Raw genomic sequence first — 23,385 nt, 5'->3', positions numbered from 1 at the left:
AAATGCGAGTCCCTCTTCAACCCATTCCGGTCAAGGCAGGGGTTGAGGCTCATTTATTGATGCTAAATTCCCATGCCCATAATTGGCCCGGAGGGAAGACCTCGGTGGCTTTTACCGTTGGCGTGGCAGATTCAAAATCAGTGCATCCTTGAGCCGTCCACTGGCGGCGGAAAAGGCGGCGGCCAGTCAAACCCGCCGCACGCAAATCATATTGAATGGTGGCGGGCACGGGAGAGTCGCTAACATTGGCAAAAAGCAATACGAGCTTATTTTCGGCGGGCAAATGCCATGCCCCAGCCATCAGGGCGGGAGTGCTGACCGGCCAGACACCGCTCCACTGCCAGTCGGCGGTGACTGTGGGGATATCTCCCACAAGTTGCGGGGGACGTGCCATTTGCCCGGCGTAAAAATAGCGCCGCAGGTGCCAGCGCAACCAGACGGCATTGGTGAAGAAGGCAAAGTTTTGGGGTTCGCGCGCCAAGGTGGGTTCCAGCCATCCGAGTTGTTCGCCCCAGCACAATTGCTGGGCTGCCTTCATGCGGAGGGCAAGGTCTTTGGAGGGGCCGCCGCGGTAAGCCCGGCCAAACATTTGAATGGCCCCGCCATAGACTGCGGGAAATAACGGGACTTGTCCCTCGTACTGCCAATGCCAGGTCAGGTATCCGTCAAACCAGCGCAAAAATGGTTCCGCATTGCACTCGGTGGTGAGGATTTGATGGGGCAGCTTGGCCGCGTGCAGATGATTGAGCATGGGCCAATAGCCCAGCTCGTTCCACCACCCGCCACCCCCCAGAGGATGGCCGTGGGCGGGGTCAAAACACAGGACAGGCGCCGCGGCTGCCACTTGGTCAATGTAAACGGCTTGTACGCCGCACTCGCCGAAAAGTTTCTGCACAAGGTTGCCGACTTTTTCCTGCCATAGTTTGGTGGTCGGGCACATGACTGCCAGGCGCACGGGCTGTCCGTTGGTTTCCCGGCTGCCATACGTTTCGAGATAGGGTTCCCCACTTTGCATTTTCGCGGCAGCGGGGAGGGCGACAGTGCTGAATTGCCAATCATTAATGCCCTTGTCGTGGGTGTCCCAGAGCCGGCCGTTGATATAGGGCATGACCGCCACACCGGCTTCCTGTAACTGGCGCACGCCGGCAACAAAACCATCCTTGGCAGGGAAATAATGGGGATAATCATTGTCGAAAGGAATCTGGTGCCAGTTATACCAATGAAACCCTACCGGCAAGCCGAGTGCAGCGCGAAAGGCCAGCATCTCCGGAACACACTTATCTGGAGGCCCCCCTGTCATGCCCCAGGCGCATAATTCGCGCATCCAAAGTGGGGTGTCTGTTCGCCCCTCCGCTCCCATAGGCGGAAACCATCGCGCCTCCTGGTGGACCCATTGGCGATAGATGAGAGCGGCATCAAACCAGTCGCCCCGAAATAGTTGCCAGACTACCGGACCGGGAGACTGAAACCTATTGGCCGGTTGGCCCATATTGGGTACGGGAATTTCCCAAGATAAAGCGGCGGCCTGCGCGTTTCCCGCCCTCGGTTCGGCATGAAAGCGTTTTGTACTGCCGACCGGGTCATGAAATCCCATGTATAATCCCGCGCCGTCTTGGGTATCGTAACAGGCAGCCATTTGCATGGACACCCAACCGCCGGGGTAATCGCCATGAAGGGGAGAAAAGGGAGGGTCCGCCAATTCCTTAAGCACGCCGGCACCGTACGGCAGCAACAGTTGTGTCCCTTTCCCGGCTCCCTCTACGGTTAATTGCGGAAAACGCACCGTCCAAAGACTCCACGGCTCAGCCTGGCCTGCGGCTTCTAATTCCAAGGTCAGGCGATGCCGGGTGGGTTGGGCGCGAATGCGCAAATGAACCACGAATTTTTCCAGACCCGGAATGCCTGCTTGTCGCCATTGGATATGGTGAAGGTTTCCGGTTCTTGCTGTTTCCCAAGTCACTTGCCCCCAACCGGCATCGGGCCGCAGTTGGATTTCCTGGGTCCCCTTGCGCAAGGTTATTTCAAATAGAGGCAGGGAATTGGGTTGGACAAGCAAAGCGCCGGTGGCGGTGTCCGCCAGGGTCAGCAATGCCAGACCGTTGGTGTGGCGTTGGAAAATCAGACGCAAATCACCGGCTGGCACAACCATCCAGTCTTGGGGCAATTCCAGCTCGCTGCCGGCCAGGGCCTCCGCATATCGGCCCTGTTGTTCCAACAAGCGCAGGCAGGCCAGTTGCCAGCCTGCCCGGGCGCGCTGGGCGCCTCTGGCTTTTTGGAGGCGTTCGGATTGTTCCGCCATGCGTTGGCGCAAGGGTTCGACGCCAAGGTGGACTCCGGCTCGTCCTGGAGTGGACTCGGCAAGACGTTGGCGGCTCTCCTGTAAATTGTTGGAGTTACACAAATATAACCAGGCCGAGCGCTCCCATGAGCTGGAAGACCATGACTGCCAGGCGGCATCCGCATGCGCGTGGACGTAAGGCCCATAACTGCGGCCGTCATAGACCATCACTGAACCGGCAGCCAGCAAGCCCACGGCATGGGGCTCGCAGCGCACCTCGGCCCAGCGGCTAAAGGAGTGGGACTGGTCGGCAGCAGTGAAAGTGCCTTCACGCGGCGGATTGCCACCCGCCCAATGCGTGAAGGCATTGGTGGCGAAAGCCATTTCCAAAAAGTGGACTTCATGCCAGAGCTGGGGCGACATTTGTCGCCCTCGCCCCTGTACTAAAACCAAAGGCTCATGGTGGAAGTAAAACCAATCATAAACGACCTCTGGCTTGGACTCTGGACAACGTCCGTTGGGGCTGGTGTAGCGCGCCCGGATGCGCACCACCGTGCAAACCGGCCCGGTGGAGAGACATTGGATTTGCGGGTGGGGGTCGTAGCGCACCGCAAAACCACCGAATTGTTGATGATGCAGACGGTCATTCCAATGCAACCCGGGAACCTGCCAGCCGGAATCGGTGAAGGTCAGGGAGACAGGCAACCCGCCCATTTTTGCGGCATCATGGACTATGGAATACCAGCGTGTTTGAATATGGCCAGTGGCTGGCGGTGGGGTGGTTTGTGGGCCGGAAAAATCCAGCATAATATGCGCCGGAGCAGGAGATGAGGGGCAAAGTAACACCAGAGTCCCGCGGCTGGTATGGTCAGGTTCGGGAATGAACTGAATGGGTACCATATTGGAACCGGGAATGGTCCAGGCCCGAAGCCGCGCTGGAATTACGTCCAGGCCGCACCAGCGGGCGGCGTCCGTGAAGTCCACCCGGCTTGCCACCAGACCACCAGACGAAGCCTCCACTTTCAAACTGAGGCGGCGAGGGGCCGTTGCGGATGCCGCGGCCAGGGTGCAAATGAAGCACCATGTCAGTAGGCAGTAGGCAGCCTGGATTGGGCCTTTGCGTGGGCGCGTGAAAAAGCCTGGCTTCACCCCGGCATTGTGAGTTTATGCTCGCCGGATGGTCAAGCGTCGTTGCATTTTCAGGGACCGCTTGCTGGGGGTGAGGGGAGGCGGGGAATCCTGTTGCGTATTCCAGAAAAAAGTTGTCAGGGGGCAGATTTTAATTACGCTTCTCTTGGCACGATGAAGACATTTGCGGAACTTGGTTTCCCCGGCAGATTAATCGCCGTCGAAGGCTTGGACGGCTCCGGTAAATCCACCCAGATTTATTTGTTGAAACGATGGCTGGAAGTGCAGGGGTTGAAGGTTTTCTTCAGCGAATGGAATTCGTCGGAGCTGGTCAAGTCCGCCACCAGCAAAGGCAAGAAGCGCGAGCTGCTCACGCCCACCACGTTCAGTTTGATTCATGCCACGGATTTTGCGGACCGCTATGAGCGGCACCTGGTGCCGCTGTTGCGGGCCGGTTACCTCGTGCTGTGCGACCGCTATATCTTCACCGCATTCGCGCGAGACACGGTGCGCGGCTGCCCCATGGACTGGGTCCGCGGCATCTACAGCTTTGCCAACCTGCCGGACATCACCTTCTTTTTCCGGGCCAATCTTGAAGTTTCGCTGAACCGCATATTGAGCGGCCGCCCGCAATTGAAATACTTTGAGGCGGGCATGGACATGCGGTTGTCTTCAGACCCCTACGAAAGTTTCCGGATTTTCCAGGGGCGGTTGCTGGAGCGCTACCTGGCCATGAGCACGGAGTTCAAGTTTACCATCATTGATGCCAATCAGCCCATTGAAGCCCAGCAAACCCTGGTGCGGCAGTTGGTGGCCGCCAAGATTGATTTGAAATCCTTCGCCCGCGAAAAGGCGGTGCACATTGCTGTCTAATCATGCGTGCTCGTTCCAAATCCGCTGCGCGTCCGGCTTCCGCTGCTCCGCGGAAATCCGTCGAGGTTCCTGACATTGTGGTGCCGCAGCCGCGCCCGCGTTCGTTTTACGGGCATGGGCTGCCGAATGTGGACCCCTCCCACTTGCAGGGCCGCCTGATTGTCGTGGAGGGCGCCGATGGGTCGGGGCGTTCCACGCAAATTCGCATGCTGGTCGAATGGCTGGAAAGCAGCGGTCATGCCACCGTCCAGGTGGGGTTGAAACGCTCGGAACTGGTGCGCGAGGAATTGGAACAGGCCCAGCGCGGCAACATTCTCAGCCGGCGCACGTTCAGTTTGTTTTACGCCACAGATTTTGCGGATCAACTGGAAAACACCATCATCCCGGCACTGACGGCGGGTTTCATCGTGCTGGCCGATCGCTATATCTATACCTTGATGGCCCGGGACATTGTGCGTGGCATGGAGGAGGAATGGGTCAAGAATTTATACGGCATTGCCCCCATCCCTGACGCCGTGTTTTATTTGAATGTGTCGCCGGAAATCCTGGTGCAGCGCAATTTTGCCAAGAATTACCACCTGGATTATTGGGAGAGCGGCATGGATTTGGGGTTGAGCCGGGACATGTTCGACAGTTTTTTGAAATACCAACACCTGATTTCCGAACAGTTTCACCGGTTGCAAAGCATCTATGGGTTCACCATCGTGGACGGCAACCTGCCGCCGGAGGAAATCAACCGTGAACTGCGCCGCCGCATTGAAGCTGTCCTGGCGGGCAAAGCCGCGTCCAAATGAGCGATCACAGCACCCATCACCTTAACCCGTTCCTAATTCATGAGCGAACCTGCCAAGCAAGAATATCTGGTCGGTGTGGACCTGGGCGGCACCAAAATCCTGGCCGGCGTTTTTACCAGCAACCTCAAATTGGTGGGCACTGCCAAGTTGAGCACCAAGGCCAATCGTGGCCCGTCCGCCGTGATTGACCGCATTGCCCGGTGCGTGCAGGACGCGGTGGATGAATGTGACCTGGATTTGAAACAGGTGCGCGCCGTAGGTGTGGGAGCACCGGGCTCCATTGACCCGGAAGCCGGGAAAGTCATTTTTTCACCAAACATGCCCGGGTGGGAAAATATCCCCCTGAAGAAGGAGTTGGAGAAGCGGCTGGAGCTGCCCACTTTTGTGGAAAACGATTGCAACGTCTGCACGCTTGGGGTGTACGAGGCCGAGCTGGAGGCCAAACCCAAACATGTGATTGGCATTTTTGTGGGCACGGGGATTGGCGGCGGTCTGATTCTGGATGGCAAATTATTCAGCGGTTACAACCTGACCGCCGGGGAAGTGGGCCACATGGTGCTGGAAGTCAACGGGCCCAAATGCGGATGTGGCAACAAAGGTTGCTTTGAAGCACTGGCCAGCCGCACCGCCATTTTCCGGCGCATTCAAACGGCCATCAAGGACGGACAGAAGACCGTGCTCACCGACATGCTGGGGCAGAATCTGGACGATTTGCGCAGCGGGGACCTCCGCAAAGCCATTCGCCGCGGGGATAAATTTGTTGAAAAAGTTATCGAAGAGGCGGCCGAGTATATCGGCATCGCCGTGGGCAATCTCATCAATATCATCAACCCTGAAGTCATCGTGCTGGGGGGCGGCGTGCTGGACGCTCTGGAAGATGAGATGATGGCCATTATCGTGGAGACCGCCCGGGATTATGCCATGCCCGGGACGGCCAAGGGCATCGAAATCATCGCTTCCAAACTGGGCGATGAAGCCGGCATTACCGGCGGCGCCGTTCTGGCGCGGCGCATGTTGAAAGCCCAGCCCAAAAATTGACCTGCCACTGCGTGGAGCTTTCCACTGCCAATCCTGCGGTTCCGGTTTCCGGCAGCCGCCGAGCCGTCATAGACGTGGGCACCAACTCCGTGAAGTTATTGGTGGCTGATGTGCAAAACGGCATGGCCCTCCCCGTGGCTGAGGCCAGCCATCAAACCCGCCTGGGCGAGGGACTATTCCGCCTTCATCTGCTCCAACCCCAGGCCATTGCTCGCACGGTGGATGCGGTGGTGGACTTTGTCCAACAGAGCCGTTCTTTGGGCGCTGAGGCTTTACGCATTTACGCCACGAGTGCCGCACGGGAGGCGGCCAATCGCAATGAACTGTCAGACGCTTTGAAGGCAGCCACCGGACTGGCGCTGGAAATCATTTCGGCGGAGATGGAGGCGGAATGGGCCTTTCTGGGGGTGCTTTCGCATCCTGACTTTGCGGGACAGGATTTTCTGTTGCTGGACTTGGGTGGGGGCAGCGCTCAATTCATTGTGGGCGCCGCCGGCCACGCCCGTTTTCAAGCCAGCTATCCGCTGGGCTGTGTGCGCTGGCTTGAGAAAACTCATTTGAGCGACCCTCCCACGCCGCAGGAGAAGGAGGATTGTGGCCATCGGTTGCGCACTTTTATGGCGGCTGCCGTTCAGCCGGCGATTCAGCCGCACCTTTCTCCCGCCCTTCAGTGGGTGGGCATTGGCGGCACGGCCACCATCTTGGGGCGCATGGAGCTGGGCATGACCGGTTTCGAGCGCGAAAAGCTGGAAAACCTGCGGTTGCCCGCCGAGGCATTACGGCAATGGCGTGACCGGTTGTGGGCGATGCCTCTGGCCCGGCGCCGCCAGGTGCCCGGCCTGCCCCCCAATCGCGCGGATGTGATTTTGATGGGTACTGCCATTTTTGCGGAGGTGATGGAGTTGTTTCATTTCAAGGAACTGCGCCTCAGCACCCGCGGCCCTCGCTTCGGCGCCTTGTTGACCTTGTAAATCCTCCAACGCAGGGCTGCCATCCATGGCGGTTTTTTACGACCCCAAAGTATTACATGAGAGCTGACATGGTGTGCGGGACCGGAGGTAAAGAATGAGGGCTTTGTTTACAATTCTCTCGAAAAAAGGGGGTGGGTGTGATAATGTCCGTTTACTGCACGCACTGAATAAGTTTTACGATGATACGGAAAATTGTGCCTTTGGCGGCCGGTCTCGTCGCCGGGTTTTCTTTATTGGCGCAAAGTGACATTACCCCTCCGCGGGTGTCAGAAATACAGCCGCCGCCCGGCGTGGCGACCAATCTGGCACAGGTTTGGGTGGCTTTCGATGAGCCGGTGACCAACGTTTTGGCGGAGGACCTGCTGGCCAATGGCATTCCTGCGCACACGGTCCTTTTTACCAATGGAGGGTACTTGTTTTTGTTTGACCGCTTTAACTACGGGGCGGTGCAAATGACCTGGGATGCAGGGCATGACATTCATGATTTGGCCAGTCCGCCGAATCGTTTTGTGGGGGATGGTCCCGCTGCGCAATGGAGTTACGAGTATGTGGATGTGGTGCCGCCGTATGTGGTTTCCGTGACCCCGCCGCCAGGGGCCACGGTACGCAAGCTCACCCAGGTGGAAGTGCGATTCAGCGAGCCGGTATCGGGGGTGCGGGCGAGCAGTTTGCTGGTGAATGGTATGCCTGCTGGGGAATTGAGCGTTCTGGCTCCGGGCCAGTTTCGATTTACCTTCAGCCAGCCCGGCACCGGCATGGTGTATCTGGCGTGGCAGGCCAATCATGGCATTGCGGATTTTGCGGTGGTGCCCAATCCCTTTGCGGGGGAGGGATGGACAGTAAAGTTGAATCCCCAGGCCGGACTGCCGACGGTGCGCATCAATGAGTTTCTGGCGGGTAATGAGAGTGCGGCAGGGTACAAGGACGAGGAGGGGGAATTAACAGATTGGATTGAGTTGTTCAATTATGGAAGCGCGGCAGTGGATTTGGGGGGCATGTCGCTCACGGATAACGCGAATGACCCGGGGCGATGGGTGTTCCCGGCGGTGGTTTTGCAGCCGGGGCAGTATTTGGTGGTACATGCTTCAGGCAAGGACCGCAAGACGGGGTTGCGTTTGCACACGAATTTCCGGCTGAATCTTAATGGGGATTACCTGGGGCTGTACAATGGCGAGTCGCCTCGGGAGGTGGTGTCCGAGTTTCGCCCGCAGTTTCCTGAGCAGCGCAACGATTATTCTTATGGGCTAAGCCCGGGTGGCCAATGGAAGTATTATGCGGTGCCCACGCCCGGGACGCCGAATCCGGACAGTCCCTTGACGGGGGTGACGCCGCCGCCGCATGTGACTGTGCCGCGGGGGTTGTTCGAGCAGCCATTCACCTTGGTTTTGAGCCATCCGTTGCCGGGGGCCACCTTGCGTTATACTACCGACGGCAGCGCGCCCACGCCCACGTATGGCACGGTGTACACCGGCCCGCTGCGGATTACCAATACGACCGTGCTGCGGGTGATGGCCAGCTATCCCAACATGCTGCCTTCGAGGGTGGAATCGCACACGTATCTTTTTCCGGGGCAGGTATTGCGCCAGTCCAATAATCCACCGGGTTATCCGGTGGGCAGCACGGTGTGGACGGGGTATCCGTCGGACTATGAAATGGACCCGGAGATTGTGAATCATCCGGCCTACGCGGCGCATATGACCAATGCCTTGCAGGCGCTGCCGACATTGTCCATCACCATGAGTGTGGACGATTTGTTTGGCTCGGTGAATGGCATTTACACCCATCCTGAGCCGCCGGCCGACCAGCGTTATTTGTGGGAGCGGGCGTGTTCAGTGGAGTTCATCCTGACCAATGGCGCCACCGCTTTTCAGATTGATTGCGGCATTCGCATCCAGGGCAATGCCTCGCGTACGCCGCAAAAGACGCCGAAGCATCCATTCCGCTTGTTGTTCAAGGGCAAGTATGGGGCGGGGGAACTGGAGTATCCGGTGTTTCCCGATTCGCCAGTGCAGAAGTTTGACACGCTGGTGTTGCGTGCGGATTTTAACAATTCATGGGTGCACTGGGACCCCAATCAGCGTTTGCGTGGCACGCGCATTCGGGATGCGTGGGTAAAGGAGACGGCGCGGGAGATGGGCATGCTTTCCGGACATACCCGGCATTTTCACCTGTATTTGAATGGCATTTATTGGGGCATCTACGACTTTGGCGAGCGCATCGACGCCAATTTTGCCGCGAATTATCTGGGGGGCACGGCAGACCAGTATGATGCCATTGTTTCCAAGCCCATCGAGGCGATTGACGGGGATATCACGGCCTACAATGCCATGGTGGCCCTGGGCACCAATCCGGCAATCACCAATTTGGCCAACTATAATGCCCTGACCCAGCGCCTGGACATGGTTCATTTTGTGGATTACATGCTGCTCAATTTCTACGGCGCGAATCAGGACTGGGGACGGGATGGCAACTGGAATGCGGTGCGAAAGCGTTCGCCGGACGGGCGTTTCAAGTACATCACATGGGACGGGGAGCAGTTGGTGGTGGATGTCAATCACAACCGGGTGACCAGCACGGATTTGCCTTCCAATTTGCACACCAACCTGGTGCTCAACGCGGAATACCGCCTCCTCTTTGCCGACCGGGCACACAAACACTTGTTCAACAACGGTGCGCTGACCATGGAGGCCAACATTGCCCGGTGGCAGCGTTGGACTTCTATATTGCATTTGCCCATCATCGCAGAGTCGGCCCGGTGGGGGGATTACCGGCGGGATGTACACCAATTTCAAAACGGCCCTTACTATTTGTACACCCGGGATGATTACTGGCTGCCGGAGGTCAACCGGCTGATTCAAAGTTATTTCCCGCAGCGGCACAGCGTCTTTTTGAGCCAGTTGCGAAGTGCGGGGTTGTATCCCACCAACGCAGCGCCTTCGTTTAATCAGCACGGGGGCCGGGTGCCGGCGGGGTTTAGCCTGGTCATCAGCAATAATGCGGGGGGCGGGGCGGTTTATTACACCACCAACGGCCTGGACCCGCGCGTGTACGGCACGGGGGCATTGGAGCCAACGGCCCGGTTGTACACCGGCCCCATCACCCTTGCCGCTTCCATGTTGGTCAAGGCGCGGCATTTGACGGGAACGAGTTGGAGCGCGTTGAATGAGGCCGCCTTTTTGGTGGAGCAACTGGGAACGCCGCTGCAAATCACCGAAATCATGTACAATCCGCCGGGCGGGGATGCCTATGAGTTTATCGAAATTTACAATGCCGGCGGCGTGCCGGTGGACTTGAGTTATTTCGCGCTGTCCGGGGTGAATTATACGTTTCCGGTGGGGCGCGTGCTTGCGCCGGGGGAGGTATTTTTGGTGGCTTCGGGGTTGAGCAGCAATGCGTTTGCGGCGCGGTATCCGGGGGTGAAGGTGGACGGATATTACAGCGGTAATTTATCCAATGGCGGCCAGCGTCTGGGGATTGTGGACAAGCGTTTCGTGCCGGAGGGCAATGTTTTCTGGGTGACTTATGACGATGAAAATGGCTGGCCGCGGGAGGCGGATGGCAACGGTTATTCCTTGGAGTTTGTCCGCCGCGATGGGGATCCGGATGAGCCGGCCAACTGGCGGGGGAGCGCGAGCTTGGGGGGCACGCCGGGGGTGGTTACGACGGCTGCGGCTGGTACGCCCGCGCCGGTGCGGTTAAATGAGATTATGGCATCGAATGTTTCGACGTTGACCAATGCGGGGACGTTGCCGGACCGGGTGGTGTTGAATGAATGGATGGCCAATTCTCCCGCCGGCGTCCAACGGCTCGCGGCCGCTGCCCGGCCCGCCACGCAATTCGCTCCGCAGCTTCTCGAAGTGATCGAACCGCAGGTCCAGATGCCGGCACGCCTCCACTGCCGTAATGCGGTTGGCATCGAGCGCTTCGAGCACCAATTGGGCGAAGGGGCGCCCGGCGCGACCGATGGTCTTTTCCACCGGCGATGCGAACCCGCCTCGCCACGGCGGCAGGCTCGCCACGTAGGCATCCCATTGTTCTTTCCATCGCCGGTAACCCTCCCAACTCAACGCCCCCGCAGCGCGCAATCGCGTGGCCATGGCCAGCGGGGTCACGCGGAACTTCGCCGCCAACTCTCGCACCTGCGGCACATCCCAGGCATCCCGCCGCACCCCTGGCCGCTGCAAAAACTGGGCAAGTGTTTCTTCTGGAATGAGCGCGCTGCTCGCCGCTTCTTCGGCAAACCGCTCGACCCGCTCCCATTCCTCCTCCGGCCGCCGTTCCCGCAACGCGACATCTTCCTCGTGCCCGACCGCCAGCGCCAGGTGCGTCAGTTCGTGCATCAACGTGAACGCCCGTGCGCCTGCCGAAGTTTCCTTGCTGTTGATGCCAATCACCGGCAACGGGAAACGCAGCACGGTCACGCCCCGCGCTTGTTGGAGACCGACCTTGAGAAACTGAAACACGAGCACGCCAAGGCCTTCCACGGCTTCACGCCAGCGCCACCACCGCCTCGTACACCGCCTCCCGCTCCCCGGCCGTTGCGGGGCAGGTTTTCATGTTGATTTGTCCGCTGGTGGTTTGTCGGTCGCACCGGCCATGAAAAGGTCGTAAACGGATTGAGCAAAATCTTCACCGCGTTTTTTGCAGCGGAAGTAGGCAATCCATGTCGCCGCGACGAACACGACAGCCCACAGCGCAAACGACAGATGGTGAGCGGGCCGGCAACACCATGACCACCCTAGCCCGGCAAGGGAAAGCAGGGCGAGCAATGAGAACATGGTCAGCAGGACGCGGAACAGGCCGTAGTGGGCGTTGAAGGTCAGCGGGCGCGGACTGGTTTCACCGACGGCATGGTAAACAAGGTAGAAGAGTTCGCGGTTCTTTTTCAGGCGCAATTCCCGCTCGCAGTCGGGCGGGCAATCGGGCGGTAGGCCGGGATCGGTGGCGACTTTGAAACGTTCGTGGATTTGCTCCAGCAGCCGCTGCTTGTAGTCGGCGGAGAAATGGTCGTCGTCGGGCAACAGCCAGCGTTCGGAGGGGAAACCGCGCCACCGGGATTTGAGGATGCGCCTTTCGACCAGCCCTTGACTCAAGCCTTGGAGAAGCAGGCCGGTGACGTAGCCGATGGCAATGAGGATGGAGGTTTCGGCCAGCCCGCCGGTGAAATCCAGCGGCAAAGTCCAGCCAAACAACCCGGCCAGCATCTGCACGCACCAGAGGAACACCAAACCGGGAATCAGGTTGGCAAGGAAATCGTAAAGGTCAAAACGCGCAACCATGGCAAATCCTCATTGACCGACATTTAACGTCCATGCACCGTCACCTTGCAGGACGAGCTTCATGTTGCCCTTCTCCTCTGTGGTGAAGACCTTGTTGCCTTGGTTCGAACCCGAACTGTATTTCTCGTAAAGCTCGACGGCTTTTTTGTCCGGTAGGCCATGGACGTTTGGGCCAACGGAAATCAAGGTCATAGCGGGTGAAATCGTCTGGATATGTGCCGTATAGTAGTGCTGCGTATCCGAAGGGTCGTCGAAGAACGTGATTGAGCCATGGTGCGCTGCGAGCAGGATGTTGGATTTGAGTTTTGCGCCGTATTGCCGAACGAGCTTTCCCTTCCACGGTGCGTAGCTGGTGTCGCTGGCAAGCAGAGCCGAACTGCCATTAAAATCAATTTTCACGACGATGCTTTGGTCGTTCGCGTCGGAGTAATTTTGGTCTTTCGAATGCAGCCACGAAACCACGACTTCCCCAATCGTTTCAGAAGAACCCGCTTGAATTTCGCCATGCTTTAGTTGCCGACGAAGGTCCATGTACTCGCGATATTCGGGGCTATCCGTCGTTGTCCCCTGGACGCCGTTATCCCAAATGCCGCCCAGAGGATACGCCTTGTGGAGTTTCTTGATGCCCCGCATGTGGTCGGCATCGCGGTGCGAACAGATGAATGCGTGGATGTTTCGCCGTCCGGACATCGTCTTGGCAAGGTAGCGCATTACGGCGTCCTCGTTCTCATCGGTGATGTTGCAATCGCACATCCATGTTGGTCCGTCCGGGAACAGCCATAAGGTCATGTTTCCACAACCGACATCAAGGAAATGAATTTCCATACCCGCTCCTTTCTTTGTTTACACGCTGTTTGCTTTTTCGAGGCGGGCGCGGACCAGCCCCACCACCGCCTCATACACCGCCTCCCGCTCCCCGGCCGTCAACCCCAACACATCAAACACCACATCGTCCAGGGCATGCCAATCCCGGTCGAAGGGAAAGCTGGGTAGATCATGACCCCGGTGGAGGGGTGGAGGCAAGTCGGGATGGTGGGGTTGGGAGAGGTTGAGGGGGAGCCAGTGGATTAGGGCCCCGGCGAGGGCTGGGGCCTTGGCGTTGAGGATTTGGAGTGGGCTTTGCCATTCTTTGCCGCGGTTGGGGCGGACGAGGTTGAAGTACAGCCAGTAGGTGGTGATTTTGGCCCAAAAGTCTTGGGGGCTGGAGAAGGTTTCGCGGTCGAAGAATTCGTCTTCGACCAGGCGGTGGACGGTTTCGACGTCGCTTTGCCAGGTGTAGCGTTTGGGAGGGATGAAGCGGTGGTCGGAGCCGAGGGCGCGGACGGTGGCGGGGAGGCCTTGGTGGTGTTGGTTGACTTGGAATTCACTGCCGTTGTCGGTTTGCCAGACCAGGGTGGTGAGGTTGACGCCGTGGGCGGCGAGGTGGGCGGAGAGTTGTGTGGCCAGGAGGGTGGCGTAGGATTTGGAGAGTTCGTCGGCGTAGCCGGTGAAGCAGGCGCCGGAGACTGGTTCGCGGACGGTGTATTGGAAGCGGGGAGGTGGAGGCGGTTCATTTGGGGCCAGTAATGGGGAATGTCCTGTAAATACTTGGTATCGGCGGAGAGTTGGGAGAAGAGTGGCCAGTTCCGTTTGAGGGCGCGGAGGAGTTTTTGGTGGCGGGTTTCTTTTGCGTGGGCGGAGGAGATGGTGTTGGCGGAGGACGCGGGCGATGGCGTTGTGGTTGCAGGGAGGGCGAATTCGCGCTGGAGGCGTTCGGCGCCGAAGCCGGTTTGGTGGCGGAGTTTGACGATTTGGCCTTCGAGGCCGGAGGGGATACGGCGGGGGGAGCGTCGTGGGCGGCGGCTGTGTTCTTGGAGGGAGGAGGGCTTGCCGGGCACGTGGCGTCGGAGCCATTTACGGACGGTGTTGCGGGAACAGCCGAACTCGCGGACGGCGGCTTTGATGCCGTGGGTTTTGGCGAAGGCGACGAGTTTTTGTCGCAACCAATGGCGGTGGGTGCGCATACGGTACAATTCAAAGTAGGTGGTGTGCACGCCGGGAGGATAGCAGATGGGGCGCGCCGCTGCTGCACCTCCTCCGGAGGAGGTGCAGCAGCTCATCCTTGCGGCGTGCACTCAACACGTTGATCTTAACCACGGGGGGGTCATGATCTACCCAGTCTTTCCCACCAATCCCGGTCGACTGGGTCTAATAGTTTCCTTGGCTGCTTGTGGCAAATGCTGTTAAACGTCTTCCGGAAACCTGGTAACTCTCCCTCTGTGAAGAGACACGGAACTTTGTTGTAATCGGAAACCATTAGACTGCGAGCACCTTCACCCAAGCCAGCCCGATTGAAAATCTCAAACAGTAAGCATGCTATGGCCGAGTTAAGATATGCCAACTGCTCAACAGACAACTGAGCAACATAAAGACGACAATCTACTGGGAGCCTCACGGGATTGAAAAATACAGCGGAGCTGTCGTTAGCTTCTTTCACAAACACTCCGTTGCCAATCTCCAGCCCAGCTTCCCACCACCTTTGCCTTCCTCGGCAGCTTGGGCGCAGGTGGAAGCCCTGCGATTCGCCCCATTTGATGTATTCGAGGGCGTTTGTGCCTTTGAGGTCGGCTTTCTCTTTGTGGCACATGAAGATTTTGAGTTTCAGGTCTTCGGGCTTGATGACGATGGAGCGGCATTCGCGCGGGCTTTTGATGACCGGCTTGAGGAATTCGGGTTCGATGCCCCACTGGCGGATGGTTTCGTCGTCGAGATAGAAAAACTCATTGGCGCCGGTCGTGAAGCCGCGGCGCACTTCGGCGATGTCGCCGAGGCGCACGAGCTTGCCTTTGCCTTTTTCCAGAATGGTGAAGAAGATTTCCGGGGCGCGGAGGTATTTGCCGCCCCATTTGTTGGCTTCGTAGCGGGCGGTCTTGATGAACGGGCCGCGCGGTTTCTTGCCGGCAGGCGCAGGTTCGTCGTCGTCTCCCTCGCGGGCGAGGCCTTCCTCGAACAGGTCGCGCTGGGGTCGGGCGCAGATGCGCCAGCGGTCGGTGCTCTGGCGTTCGGTCGCTGCCTCCAGCGTCTTGAATGTGTCGGCGTCGAGCACGTCCTCGAAGGGGACTTTGAACATGACGAAGCGGGCGGTCTGGTCGAGGCCGGTCTCGCGGCGGTCGTCGGGCGGGGCGAGCAGGGCGATGATGGTGTTGACGTCGGCCTGGGCGAAGGAGCGTTTCCGTTCGTTGTCGAGGATGAATTTGACGCGGCTGTGTTTGAGGAGGAACTCCTGCAGGTCTGCGCCGTAGCCGACATCGAGCCAGGAGTTGGAGGTGATGAAGCAGAAGCTGCCGCGCTCGGCCAGCAACGCCAGCCCGTGCAGGTAGAAGTAGATGTAGAGATCGCTTTTGCCGTCGAGCTTGCGGAAATCGGTCGAGCCGGGTTTGTAGCGGAAGAATTTCGGAAACGCGGCGGCGACGGATTCCTGGAGTTTGGCCTTGTAGGCTTTCTTTTGTTCTTTCCAGCGGTCGGCGGTTTCGCCACCGAAGTCGGCGGGGTCGAGCGCGGGCGGGGCAATCATCTCCTGCCGGACATAAGGCGGGTTGCCGATGACGATGTCGAAGCCGGCTTTGTCGCCCTCGAAGATTTCGACAAAGGCGATGTCCCAAACGAACGGGACTTGTTGGGAGGTGCGCAGCGCGTGCAGGGCTTGGTTGATGCGTTCCAGTTCGGCCTGGCGCTCGGCGCGTTCGGCGCGCCATTGGTCTTCGAGGCGGAGACGTTCCTGTTTGGCCCGGCCGGGGGCGATGCCGGCCAGCTCGATTTGTTCGGGCGGCGACTCGATATGCCGGGTGAGCGCGGTGATGGATTTCTGGAGGGCGAGGCGTTTGTGGGTGAGGATGTCGCGGAAGACGTCGAGTTCTTCCTTTTTGAGGTCGGTTTCGCGCAGGCCGGCTTCGCCCTGGTAGAAGCGGAGTTTTTTGCCTTTGAGCTGGGTGAGTCGGCCTTTGAGCGGGGCGGGGATGTCGAGGTGGGCGCGGTGGAGGCCGAGGTTGATGCCGCCGATTTCCTGCACGAGGCTGTCGCCGCAACGGACTTTGAAGGAGAGATTGGGCAGGAGCGGGCGGAAGCGGAGTTCGGCGGGTTTGAGGTCAGTTTCGACGACCAGTTGCAGCCAGAGACGGAGTTCAGCGACGTGGACGGCCCAGTCCATCACGTCCACGCCGTAGAGTTGTTCGCCGATGATGCGGCGGCGGCGTTCGTAGGGGGTTTCTTCGAGGCCGAGTTGGGCGTTGGCGCGGGCTTGGAGGTCGTCGAGCACCAGCAACATGCCGACAAGGAACGAGCCGGAGCCGCAGGCGGGGTCGCAGACGGTGGTTTCGCGGAGGAGGCCGGAGAGTTTGGGCCAGAGGTCGTGGGCGGCCAGCGCGCGGTCGGCGGCTTCTTTGTCGGCGGGGTCGTAGGCGAAGACGGCGTCGTAGAGGAGCGCCTTTTTGTCCTGGCCGAGCCGGTTGGCGAGGGTGTCGGTGAGGCTGAGTCGGCACATCAGGTCAATTTCGATGCGCGGGGTGTAGAAGATGCCGGCCGAGCCGCGCTGGTCGTCTTCGGTGAGTCCCTCGAAGGCGATGTTGACGAGGGATTCATAGACTTTGCCGATCATTTCGGGGTCCACGGCGACCTCGATGTCCAGCGGGGTGGATTCAGCGATGGTGAAGTTGTAGCGTTCGAGAAAGCCGGGGCTGCTGCCGTCGAAGCTGTCGAAGAGCGTGGCGAAGAAGTCGTCGGGCAGTTTGGGGTCGTGGGCGTTGTCGAGATTGTTTTGGGCGAACAAACCGCCGTTGAGGTAGGGGGCGGCCATGAGGGCGTCGAAGATTTCCTTGGGGAAAAGCCGGTGGCCGCCGTGGAATTTGTTGTTGAACGCCTCGAAGAACAGGACGGAGAGCCAGCGGTCGAAGAAGGTGTTCTTGGGCTGGCCGGAGGTATTGTAGGCGTGCCAGAATTGGGCGAGGAAGTTCGGGTTGTTGCCGAGCCAGCGTTTGCGCTGGATGAAGTAGAGAAACAGGAGGCGGTTGAGCAGTTGGAGGGCGTAATCGTGAGCCCAGACAGGGTTGTTGGACGTTTTGCGCAAGCGGTCTTGCAGCTCATGGAAAACCTTCTGGTAGTCATTAAAGAACTGGTCGGTAACCGCCTGAACATTAAAGGCCTCGTCGAGCTTTTCAATGACCTTGGTGGGAAGAGGAGTGGCGTTTGGGAGCTGCTCCAGCTCTTGCAGGGAAAAGGCGAGTAAAGCCAGTCGTTCGAGGGTGGTGCGGGCGGGCGAGCCGGCTTCGTAGGGCAGGGTGCGGAGTTCCATCTTGCGGTCCTGTCGGCGGCGGTCCCGGGTAAAGGCGATTTGGCGCTGGTCCGAAGTAATGTACACCACCAGGTGCTCGGTGTTAGTGGAGGCCAGGGCTTGATGCAAGTCCCGGCGGCTGGTGAGTGTGGGCAGAGAAGTAAGGGGCCAGCGAACCAAAGAAACGGGCAAATTGGACATTTGGGCGATGGATTGCAGCTCGAGCTGCCCCTTGTGAGGCGCCCCTGTGATCTGGCGTTTTTGTGGGTTGGCGACTGCGCTCCAGCCTAAGTGTTCAACAAACAAAGTGGTGAGGGCTTGGGCGGGGTCGTTGGCTTGGGGCAACGAGTCGAGCGCTTGCTTAAGATGACGGTGCAGGTCGTGGGGTGTTGGAGACATTGGGTTCAAGGGGTTGAATATTCAACGCACAAAGGATTTGCGGTTCGGTCACGGTTTCGCTGTCAGTGGAGATTTGACAAAGTTTGGCATTTTCATAGAGGCGGAAGGCGTTTTCAACCAGGTCGTCATCGGCACAACCGGCGCGCATCTGGCGGGCCAGGGATTCCCGGGCCGCTTCCAATAAAGGGTTTTGGAACAGCACGTTGAGAAGGGTATCGATTTTTTGCCGTAATTCTTCGGGCGCAGGCGGGCGGCGGAGCTCGAGCTGGTGTTTATACGCCTTCAGACGTTCGTAAAGTTTGCGGCGGGTGCTGCGCATACTGCCCAACTGGCCCCCGAGGGTTTCCAGCTCCTCCTTGGCGGAGCGGAGGGCGGCTGCCACAAGGTCGTAGTGAGCGGGAGGCACCGGCAAGGCGGGGGTATTGGGCTTGCAGGCTGCGGCACGAAAAATGGCGCTCAAGGATTGGGAAAGGACGGCGCCGTCTTGATTCACGCGGATGAGGGCATCGGATTTATCCGGATAACGGAGGTAAACCACCGAGCCTGGGGTTTCGGGTTCCTGTCCCGGCGCGGCAGGACGGGCGGCGCGCGCGGCGGAAATCACGGCGGGTAGCTGCTCGACGATTTGGCGGTCTGCCGGCTGGGCGCTATTCCATACTTGCTGGGCCAAACTGACCAAGTCAACGTCCTCATCGGCATCGTCATCAAGGACGCGCTTTTCGCTGTAGAGGTCGCGAAGTTTCTCCGCGGACGACTCGCCAAAGAAAGATTCATCCGTGCCGACGACTTCCTGGTTGTCGCGCAGGCGTTGGCTGAGGCGGCTGCGGAGGCCAATGACCTTTTCGACACCCTCGGCCGGCACAAAGGAATAAACGAAGATGGTATCGTGTTGCTGACCGATGCGGTCCACCCGTCCGGCGCGTTGAATCAAGCGGATGATGGCCCAAGGCAGGTCATAATTGATGATGATGTGAGCATCTTGAAGGTTTTGGCCTTCCGAAAGCAGGTCGGTGGTGATGAGGAGGCGCAATTCAGAGCGGTGTTGGGGCAACCCGCCATTGGAGCGCGGACTGAAACAGCGGGCTAACTCATCGGGGTTCTGGGTAAAACTGGTAACCACCTCCATATCCGAGAGCCCGGCGCGCTTGAGTTCGCGGCCTAGATAGAGAGCCGTGTCGGCAAACTGGCTGAAAACCAGGACTTTGTCCTTGGGGTGGGTGTGGGTCAGCATCGTCTGGAGCACCTGGAGTTTGGCGTCGGTTTGGGGGTCCCATTCCTTGGCGGTTTGGAGGATTTTGAGCAGCGCTTGAACATCGCGCAACAGGTCGTCTTTTAATTGTGGCTGGAAGAACTTGGCGGGCAGCCAGTGAAAGCGATGAGACAAATATTTCTCGTAGAATTTATAATTTTCCGCAGCGCGCTCGGCATATGCCTTCAAGTCCGGGTGGAAACGGTAAGTCATGCTTAAGGGAGTCCAAGATGGGGGGTTCCTTTCTGAATATGCTTCAGTCTCGTACTCCTCATCGGTATCGTTGGACAGAGGGTCGAGGCTGGAAGCGTTTTGAGTGCCAATGGGAACCGGAAGGTTATTTTCCAAGGCGTGAACATGAATAAGGTTGCGCAGAATATGGCGCTCAATGGACAGGAGAAAGCTGTAACCGCTGGACTCCAGGCGTTTGAAAAGATTGGTGCGGCAAAACCCCAGGAGACGTTTGCCAGCACGGTTGAGGTTGTTCAGTATGATCTTCTCCTTGTCGTTAGCCTGTTGGTCAGCATTGGGGATCAGGTAATTGGCCAGGCCGTAACGCGGAAGGGCCAGGGAGGCGATGGTGGTCACGACGTTGTCACAATAAAGACGGGCATAGGTATCGTTGGGATTTTGATCATCAACAGCAAAAGTCTGGGTTTTAGGCTGGCGCACCGGCAGATAACTGCGGTTGCCGTTTACTAGAAGGTAATGGCGTTTTTTATTTGAATCGAGCTGCGCATAATTGGCGATGATGAAGTTTCGGGTGCGGCGCACCATGTAATGGCGCATGAGGTCCTGCCAGTCCTCAGGGTACGGGCTTTGTTCAAAGGCCCGCAGCGAACGGGGTGAAGCTTGATAGCGCGCGATAAAATCCGCCTCGGATTTGCCTTGTTTGTGCCAATCTTGGAAGAAACGCTCCGGGCGTACGCGCAGGTCGGCATCGGGGTCGAGGAAAAGGCGTAATTGATTGCTCAGGTCGGCATATTGCTTGTTGTAGGGAGTGGCGGTCAGTAGAATAACCCGGGGGTTCATCGTCTCGAGATAATTGAGAATCGCGCGATAGCGATCCCCCTCCCGATTGCGGAAATTGTGGCTTTCATCAATAATCACCAGACGATACCGAGTCAGTGTGGGAAGGCCATTAATGACTTTTCCCAGCGACAGTACCCGCCCCGGCAGTTTATATTGTTGCAAGTAACGCTCCCACATGTTTTGCAGTTTGGGGGGGCAAATGACCAAAATATTGGCGTCCTCATCTTCTTGGAATATTTTTGCCACGGCACAGGCCATGAGGGTCTTGCCCAGACCAACGACGTCGGCGAGAAGCACACCGCCGTGGCGGTGCAGGAGTTTGGCGGCGAGTTTCACCGCGGCGACTTGAAAATCCAACAGCACACCGTGGAAGACTTTGGGCACTTTGAAATCAACATCGGCGGTGCGTGCATCCTCGGACAAGTGCCAGGCCATCTTGAGATAGACATGGTATGGGGCGACTAATGTTTCCCGGGCCCAACTATTTTCGATGAGACTTGCCAGTTCCGCAGACAAATCAAAGGTTTTGAGATTGTTCCAGCGATCATTAAACCAAGATTGCAATTTGTTGGCCGCGTCCTGATCCACCACGTCCACGTTGAGCTCGCCTTGCTGGGAGAGACCGGCGAGCGTCAAATTGCTGCTGCCGAGGTAACCCACCAACGGGGTGATCCGGTCTTGCCGGTGGATTAAATAAAGTTTGGCGTGTAACGGATATGCAAGAAACAACTTAATGCGCACTTTGCGGGCGCGTAGTTGCCTGGCCAAGGTTCGCAGGGCCTCCTCGGCGGCAGAAGTGGGCAACCCGAATTCAATTTGCTCTTTGAAGCTCTGGACCGTGCGGTTTTTCAAGCGCGCCAGCGTGACGCGGTCAATCAACTGTTCCTTCGTAGGGTCGCGCTGCATTTCACGCATGACATCTTCCGGGGGGCGATGCATGCCAATCAGAACGCGACAGCATGATTCATCGGTGCCTTGGTAATGCTCAATCCAGGGGGCCAAGCGGGCCCAACCTCTTAAATTAAAGTAACCTATGCATAAATCAGCCTTGAAGGATTGTTTCAACGTGTTTTGCAGGGCCTCCACCAAAAAGACCTCAATATTATCGTAAATGCAGGGCATCTTGAAATGCCCTGTTAGCATGAGTGGCGTCGAATGTAAAGTGGGCATTTCCGGGACGGTTCCTGCGGTCTGTGGGGGCGGGCTTTTTGATGTGCGTGGTGGTTTTGGCGGCCGCAGCCTTGGTGTCCGTCAAGTGCCTTACGACGCGGCGGTTTTTTGATGCGGGGGGGAGGGGAATGGGGTGAGGGGGCGGCGGGGGAAGGATGGCCATGGGAGGTGGAGCTGGTGATGAATCCTGACCACGTGTTGGCGCGCACTGAAAATGTGGTGGCCACGGCGGACAGCGCGGTGTTGGACCGTTGCGGGCGGTGGGTGAATCTGGCGGGGTGGATTATTGAGCATCATGCCCCCATGGCCCGGGTGGTGGATTTGTCGCTGCAACCTTGAAAAGGGGCGCGTTGGCAGGGTTTGATTTTCAAAGGTTTGTTGCTAACTTTGCGCGCATGCGCCCGCGAGAATCAACGCCGCTGCCGGAGTCTGAGATGCCTCCGTTTCTTCAGCCGCATCCTGAGGGGGTGCTGTTGCATCTCAAGGTTCAACCTCGCGCCTCGCGGAACGGGGTGGAGGGGGTGTTGGGGCAGGAGTTGAAGGTGCGGGTGACGGCGCCGCCGGTGGACAGCGCGGCCAATGCGGCGTTGGTGGAGCTGTTGGCTGAGTGGCTGGATTGTCCTAAGGGGGCAGTGGCTATAATGCGCGGTCAGACGGGACGCCACAAAGTGGTGTTGGTGCGCGGGCGAACAGCGAGGGAGGTTTGGGCGCGAGTGAAAGAAAGCGTGTGAAAATCCGGGGGTGGATATGGGCTGCGGGGGTGGGGGTGGCGCTGACGGGTGGGTGTGTCTCCAGCCGGCAATTGGGCATTTCTCCCGAGGTGCAACAGCGTTTGAGGGGGAACTTGGTGTCTCCTGCGGAGGCGGGTTTGACGATCACGCATCGGCAGGGGGCCACGGTGGTGCGGTGGCGTGAGATGGTGCGGCCGGAACATCCGGTGGAGACGCCGTTGGTGCGTGTGGGCGAGGGGACCTATCAACCGGTCATACGGGTGCGGTTAAATGGGGGGCGGGCAATTCCGATGGTGGTGGATACTGGAGCGCCGGTGAATTTGCTGGAGGCGGACACGGCGGCGGAACATTTTGTGCAGACGGTGGATCCGAATCAGTTGCGGCATGCGTTTCAGGGATTGGCGGGAGCGGAGCAAGCGTGGTTTGGGGTGATTCGGCAGATGACCGTAGGCCCGGAGCTGGCGTTGAGGAATGTATTTACGGCGATTCGCGGGGAACGTTACGAACGGCGGCTGGGGGGATGGTTGCCGGTGGAGCGATGGAGGGGGGATGCGTTGGGGATGTCCACCTTGAGCCAGTTTGCTTATGTGCAGGTTGATTATCGGGGCGGGGTGGTGCGGTTTTCCCATCGTGAATACTTTACGCCTCCGATGGAGGCGGTGGCCACGGTGCCATTGATCTGGACCAATGCCCAATTGCGGGCGCCGGTGCGTTTGGGTGGGCGGGAGTACAGCGCGCTGGTGGATACCGGCAACGACGCCGTGTTAATGCTCAGCTCCAATGTGGTGCAGGCCTTGGGGTGGGCTGGGTTGGCGGCCAAGGGTCGGCGCGAGGTGTATGTGGGCTTGGGGGGCGAGCGCGTGTTGCGCCGCTTTAGCGTGCCGGAGATGCGTTTGGGGGAGGCCGTCTTTCAGCGGGTGCCTGCGGTCAGCGGGCCGGAGGAATTTGGGGTGGTGCTGGGCAGCGGTTTTTTTTACCGCTACTGCGTGACATTGGATTTGCGCCGCCGTCAGATGTGGGTGGAACAAGGCCGCAGGCGTTGAATTTTTTTCTGCGCGGTGGTTGAGAGAAAATCTTAGCAAACAGTGTGCCATCTGTTTGATGAGATGCGTTTTTTTTTTTTTTTTTTTTTGACACC

At 58.6% G+C, this 23,385-nt stretch carries 14 protein-coding genes and 1 pseudogene; 8 read left to right on the top strand and 7 right to left on the bottom strand.

Annotated elements, in window-relative coordinates; genetic code table 11:
* Positions 1–49 precede the first annotated feature (49 nt).
* A complete protein-coding gene (locus NXS98_RS05750; protein WP_283847521.1) occupies positions 50–3,085 on the bottom strand; it encodes a DUF6259 domain-containing protein in 3,036 nt (1,011 codons plus the stop codon).
* Between the two features lie 495 nt (positions 3,086–3,580).
* On the opposite strand from NXS98_RS05750, the gene NXS98_RS05745 reads away from it, so the two are divergent.
* From NXS98_RS05745 to NXS98_RS05725, 5 genes and pseudogenes are all read left to right on the top strand, one after another.
* Positions 3,581–4,279 (top strand): dTMP kinase, encoded by a 699-nt coding sequence (locus NXS98_RS05745; protein ID WP_283847520.1) that lies wholly within the window; start codon positions 3,581–3,583, stop codon positions 4,277–4,279.
* A 2-nt stretch (positions 4,280–4,281) separates the two neighbouring features.
* Positions 4,282–5,073, top strand: coding sequence for a dTMP kinase (locus NXS98_RS05740; protein ID WP_283847519.1), 792 nt, complete (start codon positions 4,282–4,284; stop codon positions 5,071–5,073).
* Positions 5,074–5,112: 39 nt separating this feature from the next.
* A complete protein-coding gene (locus NXS98_RS05735; protein WP_283847518.1) occupies positions 5,113–6,111 on the top strand; it encodes an ROK family protein in 999 nt (332 codons plus the stop codon).
* A gap of 11 nt (positions 6,112–6,122) precedes the next feature.
* The gene (locus NXS98_RS05730) at positions 6,123–7,082 is read left to right on the top strand and encodes a Ppx/GppA phosphatase family protein (protein WP_283847517.1); all 960 of its coding nucleotides are present in this window, start codon (positions 6,123–6,125) and stop codon (positions 7,080–7,082) included.
* 179 nt (positions 7,083–7,261) lie between these two features.
* Positions 7,262–10,477 (top strand): annotated as a pseudogene (locus NXS98_RS05725) (lamin tail domain-containing protein); the annotation flags it as partial.
* Positions 10,478–10,777: 300 nt separating this feature from the next.
* Here the strand turns inward: NXS98_RS05725 and NXS98_RS17935 are convergent.
* The 6 genes from NXS98_RS17935 to NXS98_RS05700 all read right to left on the bottom strand — a co-directional run bounded on the left by NXS98_RS17935 (position 10,778) and on the right by NXS98_RS05700 (position 21,285).
* On the bottom strand, positions 10,778–11,476 hold the full coding sequence (locus NXS98_RS17935; protein WP_425499952.1) for an ImmA/IrrE family metallo-endopeptidase: 699 nt from the start codon (positions 11,474–11,476) through the stop codon (positions 10,778–10,780).
* A gap of 159 nt (positions 11,477–11,635) precedes the next feature.
* Positions 11,636–12,361: a hypothetical protein gene (locus NXS98_RS05720; RefSeq protein ID WP_283847515.1), complete on the bottom strand. Its 726-nt coding sequence runs from the start codon at positions 12,359–12,361 to the stop codon at positions 11,636–11,638.
* Positions 12,362–12,370: 9 nt separating this feature from the next.
* Positions 12,371–13,186: a ComEC/Rec2 family competence protein gene (locus tag NXS98_RS05715; protein WP_283847514.1), complete on the bottom strand. Its 816-nt coding sequence runs from the start codon at positions 13,184–13,186 to the stop codon at positions 12,371–12,373.
* Between the two features lie 18 nt (positions 13,187–13,204).
* Positions 13,205–14,254 (bottom strand): hypothetical protein, encoded by a 1,050-nt coding sequence (locus NXS98_RS05710; RefSeq protein ID WP_283847513.1) that lies wholly within the window; start codon positions 14,252–14,254, stop codon positions 13,205–13,207.
* A 250-nt stretch (positions 14,255–14,504) separates the two neighbouring features.
* Positions 14,505–17,846, bottom strand: coding sequence for an Eco57I restriction-modification methylase domain-containing protein (locus NXS98_RS05705; protein WP_283847512.1), 3,342 nt, complete (start codon positions 17,844–17,846; stop codon positions 14,505–14,507).
* A gap of 181 nt (positions 17,847–18,027) precedes the next feature.
* Entirely contained in the window at positions 18,028–21,285 is a 3,258-nt protein-coding gene (locus tag NXS98_RS05700; RefSeq protein ID WP_343214137.1) for a helicase-related protein, read from the bottom strand.
* A 342-nt stretch (positions 21,286–21,627) separates the two neighbouring features.
* Between NXS98_RS05700 and NXS98_RS05695 the strand changes: the two genes are divergently transcribed.
* From NXS98_RS05695 to NXS98_RS05685, 3 genes are read left to right on the top strand one after another with little or no spacing between them, the layout of a single operon-like run.
* On the top strand, positions 21,628–21,855 hold the full coding sequence (locus NXS98_RS05695; protein ID WP_283847511.1) for a DUF5616 domain-containing protein: 228 nt from the start codon (positions 21,628–21,630) through the stop codon (positions 21,853–21,855).
* A 56-nt stretch (positions 21,856–21,911) separates the two neighbouring features.
* Positions 21,912–22,247, top strand: a complete 336-nt coding sequence (locus tag NXS98_RS05690; protein WP_283847510.1) for a DUF167 domain-containing protein — start codon at positions 21,912–21,914, stop codon at positions 22,245–22,247.
* Positions 22,244–23,290 carry a retropepsin-like aspartic protease gene (locus tag NXS98_RS05685; RefSeq protein WP_283847509.1) on the top strand — a complete coding sequence of 349 codons (1,047 nt, stop codon included), beginning with the start codon at positions 22,244–22,246 and terminating at the stop codon, positions 23,288–23,290. Before NXS98_RS05690 ends, NXS98_RS05685 begins: the two co-directional genes overlap by 4 nt.
* Positions 23,291–23,385: the final 95 nt, after the last annotated feature.

Origin of the sequence: Fontisphaera persica, assembly GCF_024832785.1 — a bacterium.
Lineage (GTDB): Bacteria > Verrucomicrobiota > Verrucomicrobiia > Limisphaerales > Fontisphaeraceae > Fontisphaera > Fontisphaera persica.
The sequence above is the reverse complement of the archived record's forward strand: the minus strand, read 5'-3'. Positions and strand labels throughout refer to the sequence as shown.